This window comes from Siminovitchia fortis (assembly GCF_007681465.1).
Taxonomy (GTDB): domain Bacteria; phylum Bacillota; class Bacilli; order Bacillales; family Bacillaceae_C; genus Siminovitchia; species Siminovitchia fortis.
Map to the genome: position 1 here is coordinate 1 of NZ_VEKZ01000067.1, position 7205 is coordinate 7205.

At 33.3% G+C, this 7205-nt stretch carries 11 protein-coding genes and 1 pseudogene; 8 read left to right on the top strand and 4 right to left on the bottom strand.

The annotated features are described in order from the left end of the window. Positions 1-209: 209 nt before the first annotated feature. The 4 genes from FS666_RS16675 to FS666_RS16690 form a co-directional block, all read right to left on the bottom strand. Positions 210-503 (bottom strand): hypothetical protein, encoded by a 294-nt coding sequence (locus FS666_RS16675; RefSeq protein WP_144463410.1) that lies wholly within the window; start codon positions 501-503, stop codon positions 210-212. A 78-nt stretch (positions 504-581) separates the two neighbouring features. Beyond that, a complete protein-coding gene (locus FS666_RS16680; protein ID WP_144463411.1) occupies positions 582-1658 on the bottom strand; it encodes a ParM/StbA family protein in 1077 nt (358 codons plus the stop codon). A 183-nt stretch (positions 1659-1841) separates the two neighbouring features. Next, positions 1842-2348 carry an ImmA/IrrE family metallo-endopeptidase gene (locus tag FS666_RS16685; RefSeq protein ID WP_144463412.1) on the bottom strand — a complete coding sequence of 169 codons (507 nt, stop codon included), beginning with the start codon at positions 2346-2348 and terminating at the stop codon, positions 1842-1844. Between the two features lie 120 nt (positions 2349-2468). Then, positions 2469-2852 carry a helix-turn-helix domain-containing protein gene (locus tag FS666_RS16690; RefSeq protein ID WP_144463413.1) on the bottom strand — a complete coding sequence of 128 codons (384 nt, stop codon included), beginning with the start codon at positions 2850-2852 and terminating at the stop codon, positions 2469-2471. Between the two features lie 206 nt (positions 2853-3058). Between FS666_RS16690 and FS666_RS16695 the strand changes: the two genes are divergently transcribed. The 8 genes and pseudogenes from FS666_RS16695 to FS666_RS20505 all read left to right on the top strand — a co-directional run. Then, positions 3059-3301 carry a helix-turn-helix transcriptional regulator gene (locus FS666_RS16695; RefSeq protein WP_186306588.1) on the top strand — a complete coding sequence of 81 codons (243 nt, stop codon included), beginning with the start codon at positions 3059-3061 and terminating at the stop codon, positions 3299-3301. Positions 3302-3336: 35 nt separating this feature from the next. Beyond that, a complete protein-coding gene (locus tag FS666_RS16700) occupies positions 3337-3585 on the top strand; it encodes a hypothetical protein (RefSeq protein ID WP_144463415.1) in 249 nt (82 codons plus the stop codon). Between the two features lie 78 nt (positions 3586-3663). Further along, a complete protein-coding gene (locus tag FS666_RS16705) occupies positions 3664-4689 on the top strand; it encodes a helix-turn-helix domain-containing protein (protein ID WP_144463416.1) in 1026 nt (341 codons plus the stop codon). Then, positions 4682-4885 (top strand): hypothetical protein, encoded by a 204-nt coding sequence (locus FS666_RS16710; RefSeq protein WP_144463417.1) that lies wholly within the window; start codon positions 4682-4684, stop codon positions 4883-4885. Before FS666_RS16705 ends, FS666_RS16710 begins: the two co-directional genes overlap by 8 nt. 66 nt (positions 4886-4951) lie before the next feature. After that, a complete protein-coding gene (locus FS666_RS16715) occupies positions 4952-5314 on the top strand; it encodes a hypothetical protein (protein WP_144463418.1) in 363 nt (120 codons plus the stop codon). Positions 5315-5648: 334 nt separating this feature from the next. After that, entirely contained in the window at positions 5649-6125 is a 477-nt protein-coding gene (locus FS666_RS16720) for an ArpU family phage packaging/lysis transcriptional regulator (protein WP_144463419.1), read from the top strand. Between the two features lie 348 nt (positions 6126-6473). Beyond that, positions 6474-6710 (top strand): hypothetical protein, encoded by a 237-nt coding sequence (locus FS666_RS16725; RefSeq protein WP_144463420.1) that lies wholly within the window; start codon positions 6474-6476, stop codon positions 6708-6710. 44 nt (positions 6711-6754) lie between these two features. After that, positions 6755-7205: pseudogene (locus FS666_RS20505) on the top strand (hypothetical protein); the annotation flags it as partial.

A 7205-nucleotide genomic window follows, 5' to 3' on the forward strand; every position in this document is an offset into this window, starting at 1 on the left:
TAGCTATTTTAAGAAAAAGATAGATTAAGAGTAACTATGTCCAAAATTCGGGGGTTAATCCGCAAGGCTAAAGTTAAATTTCGAAATTATACTAGTAAGGGATTACTTAGAATTCCGAGTTTTGTGGAGTGGGTATCATAATTTAATTTATGTTCATTAATGGTATAAAATTCAGTTTCTTTTTTATTTCTCTAAATTTCATCCGCAAATTATTTCCCTAGATCATCAAGAAAATCTTGGTCTAGGTCAATAAATTCATCACTTGTTTTCTCTTTCTGTTCTACTGTTTTAGGTTTCGTTTCGTGGTCTTTTTTCGTATTACTTGAGATATTTTGATTGGAACTTGTTGGGATATTTCCTGATCCTCTTGTTTCATTTATATATAAACGTATTGCCATTCGTATGTGCCTGGAACGTTGTCTTTCAGGTATACTTTCTAAAAAATCATGAATTACCTTGTCCTCTATGTCATCATATGAAAAAATTCGTCTAACTAGTGCCATGATAAAAACTCCTAACTTTAACTTTTTTAGAGTGTCTTATCCATTCAATAAGACAAGACACTCCATTAATTTTTCCTGTTACGCCAACTTCTGTTTATTATTTGGTTTATTATTTGCGGAAATAGTGCTTGATAGTTTGTAAAACCCGTTCAAGTTCGATTCTTGAGAATCGACAACAACTTTTAAAGCTTCTTCATTAAAAGCCTTTTTGAAATGTTCTCCAACGATATTAACTCCACCACCAGTGAGAATAAAATTGTCTATGCTGTTTCGATTGGTTAAGGTGCTGTCTATATCAGAAATACGCTTTTCCACAAAATCAATTATAATTTCCTTTGCAATATCTTCAAATGGATACTTTTTTCTTTCAGATATTTCAGCGATCATTGTTCCGTTTTTAAATCCTTCTTCGACAAATGAAGAGTCTAAACCTTTTACTCCATTTTCTCTTTCAATACGTTTCGCTATTCGTTTATGAACATCATTCATTCCTTCGTAAAACGTTTCAGATTTGTCATCTAGGCGTTTTAAATTCTTAAATGTATCCATAATTGTTGTTCCTGCTCCGAAGTCAATAACGGTAATAGTACTTGTCATTAGAGTTTTATGAATTTGTCCCGAATCATTCATGTATTCGTTTAGTAATGTTCCCAAAGGTTGTTCGATGATTCTTACATCCACAACGTTTATCATGCGTTGCACTCCATTACGGGTTACAACATGCTTTTGTTGTAAAAAGCGTTTAAATTCTTCTGATTCCTTTGTTCCTACCTCTTGAGAAGGTACACCAGTCACTATTGTTACTTCATCAAGCTCATATTCTTCATAATCACTTGCTAGTTCGGCTAAAATAAATGAACAAAGTAACTTAAACCTTTTTTGCATGTAGCGATTATGATGGGTATATGTAGGAATTAAAGAATCGGGATCAACTGCGTTTTTGATTCCATCTCCCCAAATATACACTTCTCCGTCATCTAAATTTGATTCAAATTCGTTATAACCTGAATTTGTGTCAAATTCTGTTGCCATATTGATAATGCTTGATGTACCGATACTATCTCTCTTTGCAATCGTGCTAGGCGCAATAATTGTCCTCTTTCCATTTTTAGCCTTAACAAAGCCATTCCCTACATCAAATGCAAATGCTAACATAGAAAATCACTCCTATTAATCGTTTATAACCTATTTTATGTCCAATATATCATACTGTATGGCATAATTCAATAATAATCTAATTAATAATTACTTTTTTAAAGTATGTAGAACAAAAAAAGAGTAGCATGTCGCTACTCTTTGAATTCGTTTGCAAAAGATTTTAAACCTAAGATAAATCTATTAGTTTGCTTTTCTTTGGGGATTATGTATATCACTGTTATTGCTGGTGATTCTTCTGTGTATTTCAGCAAGTCTTTCAATACAGATCTTGGCGCTCGCTTTAAATTTATTTTGCATATCCTCGATAACATTATGGGAATTAAAGTCAATAAATTTCAACATATGATAGGGAATTAATGCATATCGGGAACAGTTGGAAGCCTGTGCTTCTTGTAAGCATCTATACTGATTTGGCAAAGATGTTTGGATTCCCGAATGTAATTCAACATGGAAAAGTTCATGAAAAAAATGTTCTTTTTTTCTAACCTCCTCAATTCTTTCGTCTACTACAATCATTTTCATATCTTCAGCAATGACGTAGTGTGAAAAAATGGGTTTTTCAACATAGAGTATGTCTTTGGTTTGGCATATAGCTTCAATGTCAATGTCACTTGGATGTATAATTCCTTCATTGATGTACCATTTAGAAATCCATTCTTCCAAATGTGTAGGACAATAAAAAAACATCGTATCACTCCTGATGTAACATTTTTTAAAACACTACTATAGTACTCACATTAGTCATGATACGATAGACCCAATAAATCGACAAATGTTTAGCTTTTTTCCTTTTTTTGTAGGACTTTACTACTTTTTCCTGGTTTTAGCTTTATGTGCAACCCACTCAAAATGCTTTTTAATCTCTTCTACATCTTCTTTATCTAAATTCTTCCAATCGTCTATGTTAAAAAAGCCTACGCTGTCGATGCCTAATTCACGAACGAAATCATTTATTTCTTTTAACGAATTATATGGCTCTTTGTCATGTTTTTTGTTATCTCTACCTAATAAATCGTCAGTTGTAACTTCAAAAAAATCTGCCAGCTTCTCTAGCATTTTATAATCAGGTTGGTTTTCACCTGTCTCGTATTTAGCATAAGTCGATCTCTTGATACCTAATTTTTTTGCTATTTCCTCTTGCGTCAACTTTGCTCTTTTGCGGTATTCCCTTAAACGAACATTAAAACTCAAACCCTACCACCTACTCATAATTGGTATTAATATTTAGAGTAAATACCTATTTTATGTGATATTATATCACATTATATCAGTGTTTGCATAGAAGTGTATGATACTGAAACCTAGAAATAAATGGATGTTTCGCTTGACAGTTATGAAACATCACAATATAATTGTGATAAATAATAACAAATATGGTCAAAAAGGATGATGTTTTGTTGAAGCCAGTCAAAAGACTTTGGTTGTGTAAAATGCGAAAAAATTCAGGCTTGACGCAATGGCAGGTCGCTAAAGATTTAGAAATAGGGCGTTCCACTTATGCAAAAGCTGAGTTGGGTTATGCGGTAAGTGTCGATACTGCCAAACGGATTGCGCAATTATTTGGGGTTAGCTGGGTGCTTTTTTTTAATGAAGATTGTTCTGTTTCAGAACAATTGGAGACGATTCGGAATATTAAATAGTGTTTAGTAACACTAAATTAATAGGGGGAATTGATATGGAGCAAACATGCTTATACGACTATTTAGACAAGCAAGACGATCCATTATATAGAAAAATTTTACTCTTAAAAAAAGGAGAGGATTTTTACGTTGATATTTATAAAATATCATTAAACTTGTTTGGGCTATATGAAGTCACTTGTCATGAATCACATATTGCATTTTCCTCTAGGGATGAATGTTATCGTTTTTTGAACAAAAAAATCAATGAGTCACAGCTTAATCGGATTAATAAAACTAATTGAAGTCATACCGAGGATTAGTATTACTTGTATGTCATACTACAGTATGATATATTGGTTTTTGAACGAGGGGGTGTACCATTGGGGGATGCAGTAATTCAATTCAAAGGAACGATCTACGAAGGTGGATATGGATTGATTGCTAAACAAGTGATGCGAGATAAGTCATTACCAAAACAGTCAAAGCTCATTTATGCATATATGTGTTCATTTGCAAGTATTTCCAGTAATGGGGAACGTACAGCTTTCCCAAGTGTAGCTTTGCAGTGTGCAGAGTTAGGTATGAGTGAAGATACTTACTACAAATGGAGGAAGCCTTTAATTGAAAAAGGTTTGATAACCATTACCAAAACAAGAAGTAATGAAGAAGATAGTAAGGGTCAATTTGATAGAAACATATATTCAATCGAGCCAATACCTGTTCCAGTGGTGGATGAGGAAATAGGAGAGGACGGAAGTAAAAAAGATCCATACCCTAAAAAAACGGGATCGGATATGCCATACCCAAATAGTTCGGGTACGGATAATCCATACCCCAATTATTCGAGTACGGGAAAATCGAGTACGAAAAACACGGGTACTATAAAGAATAGTTTAAAAAGTAACAGTTTTAATAAACACAAAGATACTATAGATACCAAAGATACTAAAAGTGCTATCAACAAAGAGAATCCTTTCATTCATTCTTTAACTACAGAGGAAAAAGAAAGGTTGAAAAATGAATACATGAAACAAGCATTTTTTGAAAATGAAGAAAAAGTTCCTAGAAAGTTAGCTTTGGTGTTGCAAGTGTTTACTGATACTCCTGAACAAGCTGAAAAGTATTATCGAACAATTATTTTAGCGAAGAACAACGTTGAAAGAGAATATGATTGTGTGATATGGCTGGAACATGAGCCTGAACTTGAACAAAAGATAGTTAATTGCTTTAGTCGTGCAATTCGTAAGATTGAAAGAGAAAGGAATATTAATAACCCACAGGGGTATGTCTACAAAAGTATTTATGAGTTAATTTCCACTGAAATCGCTGATAGGAATAGAAAATATCAAAAGAAAGGACTGTTTTTTGATTGGATAGAAGGTGAGGGGGAGGAAAACTTTGGATGAGTTCATTTCTTTGCAAGCATCAAAAAAACATGGTGGAAATGCAAGAATCAAAAGAGAAAGAAGTATGATTGAAAACGTTCAGATTTTATTTAAGGTTAGTCCATACAGAAAATCTTCAAATGGAAAGGAAACTCTAAGAGTAAACATGAGTCCTTATTGGGAAAAACAATTTGATGATATGTTTAAAAAATGGTGATTGCAAAACTTAGTAACAATTTAAGGTTGGAGGAAGGGAACTTGGAAACAGTTAAGGAGTGGGAAAATGAAAAAGGTGAAAAGGTTTAATATTTTACAATACGTTATCCCCTTTTTCTTAATAAGTTTAGTTGCTTGTGATACTGATGAAACATCAGGGGAACCAATTATTTACGAAGGGATTGTTCAAGAGAAACATTTCCAAAAAGGAGATGTAAATGTCGGAGTAGGTGTTGGATCAAATGGAAGTATAGCTGTTACACCAGTCGTTTCAAGTGACAAATATATTATTTTTGTTGATGGCAAGGATTATGAAGTATCAGAAAAAGTCTGGCTTTCTGTAGAAAAAGACGATCATATAGAGTACGAGAAAGGTGTTTTTGGTGGGATTAGAAATATAAAAGTTCTATATGAAGAGGAAACGAATTAAAAACTTAAAGTATTTTTAGGTTTATTTTGTGATAAAACAGGACAGAATATGGAGTCGTTGTTATTAATATTAGAATTAACAAAGAGGTGACTTTTAATGCCGTTTCCTCTAGTAAAGAAAAAGGAGTCTATACTATCGAAAAATGAAAGAAAGAATAGTGAAGTTTATTGCCTGTTGTTAGGTTTAGAACATGATGTTGAATTCTTGGAAAAAATCCCCATCGAAGAACAAAGGTATTTATTAGGACGGATAAACTATATTAAAAGTTATCTGAAAGGTGAAAGGAAGGTCAATTCAAACGAATAAAAATTATCAATAATTGGAGGGGAGTTTAATGGCTATGCGATTAGGTGTTGGCTTCTTTACAAATTCAGAAAAATTGTTTAGTAAAGATGAACTTGAGCAGGTTTTACAAGAAGATTCGTCATTCTTTATCGAGTATGTTGAAACGAAATGGTTACATAGGTATTTTAAAATGAAAGCTATGGCGAATGAAACTGCTATACCATCCATTACTTCAACAATATCTGATACACCCAATCGTAACAATCAATTTAGTAGTAAAACGGAATCGTATGCACTAAAATCCATTATCGCAAATGAGTGGATTAACCTTTTTCATGAAAAGCTCGACTTGTTACCGGAAGAGTTCAAAAAGTTGATAGAATTGAAATATTTGAACAGACGGGAGGACGGAAAATATCACGGGGATTATTTTGTATACACTCAACTGAACGTATCAAGGGCAAAGTATTATCGCATGAAAAAGGAGGCTTTGGAAGAATTGGGCAGACTGCTTTATCCATCGTGAGTATCATTTCAAGAGTTGATATGTTACAACAACAAAAACCGAAACCATATTCAAAAGGGGTACGAAGAGGGTCATCCATTGATTATAAAATGGAGACAATCAATGATAAGTTTCCTCGTTTAGAAATAATGATTTTTGTGTCTATGATCGTTGTCTTGATCCTTTAAGTCCCCTTCTATACTTTGATAATGAGTGTAGGAGCGAGTTCTAAAGTATAGTTTTTAACTTTAATTAGTGAAGATGAAGAATTAGTAAAAAACAATTGTAGTATGACTTGTATGTCATACTACAGTATGATATAATGTAATCAAAGCCAAAAGATAATCACTTCAATTAAGGGGGAATCAAATGAATGCTATTTTTAACTTTTTCGCTAGCTTATTCTATATGGTTCTTGGTTTAGTCCTTGTTGTTGTTATTGGTTGTATATCCATCTTTATTATTTATCATCTTGGGGTTTGGTTATTTAGTCTTGATAAAATCGCGCATTTTGTTAAAGAGAAAGATCATGTTGTTAGTTTATTTGTGGTTGGTATTGTTTTTGTTGGTGGTCTGATGTTATTTTCTACTATTTTCGGAGATTAAAGAAGCTATGTTTTCTACATGCTTTTATTAAGGGGGAATATAAAATGTTTAAAAAATTAATGGCAAGTGCATTATCGTTGGGATTAATGGGGAATATCCTTTTACCAATTAACTCTGTGAATGCTGAAAGCGTAGGGAAGTGTTCGATTACTATTGATGCCAATAAACATGTCGTAGGCAATGAAGCAGATGCCACAGGTGCTTGTAAAGGGTATGTTGTCGGATATGTAACCCCTAGTGGGAAGGCTATGGTAATAGGTGCTGTTTCAAAGCCTGTAAGTAATGGAGAGGTCGTAAGATACTCTACCATTAATGGTGAGTTTGATTTATTTGTTACAGTTATTCCTATAAAGTCTGAACCTAATCCTGATCCTGCTGAACCTGAAAAACCAGTAGAGAAACCTGAACAACCTGCTGAACCTGAAAAACCAGTAGAGAAACCTGAACAACCTGCTGAACCGGAAAAGCCGGTAGAGAAACCTGAACAACCTGCTG

Coding starts and splice junctions, on each gene's coding strand:
- FS666_RS16675 (WP_144463410.1), bottom strand. CDS start 503: ATGGCACTAGTTAGACGAATTTTTTCATATGATGACATAGAGGACAAG.
- FS666_RS16680 (WP_144463411.1), bottom strand. CDS start 1,658: ATGTTAGCATTTGCATTTGATGTAGGGAATGGCTTTGTTAAGGCTAAA.
- FS666_RS16685 (WP_144463412.1), bottom strand. CDS start 2,348: ATGTTTTTTTATTGTCCTACACATTTGGAAGAATGGATTTCTAAATGG.
- FS666_RS16700 (WP_144463415.1), top strand. CDS start 3,337: ATGGAGCAAACATGCTTATACGACTATTTAGACAAGCAAGACGATCCA.
- FS666_RS16715 (WP_144463418.1), top strand. CDS start 4,952: ATGAAAAAGGTGAAAAGGTTTAATATTTTACAATACGTTATCCCCTTT.
- FS666_RS16720 (WP_144463419.1), top strand. CDS start 5,649: ATGGCTATGCGATTAGGTGTTGGCTTCTTTACAAATTCAGAAAAATTG.
- FS666_RS16725 (WP_144463420.1), top strand. CDS start 6,474: ATGAATGCTATTTTTAACTTTTTCGCTAGCTTATTCTATATGGTTCTT.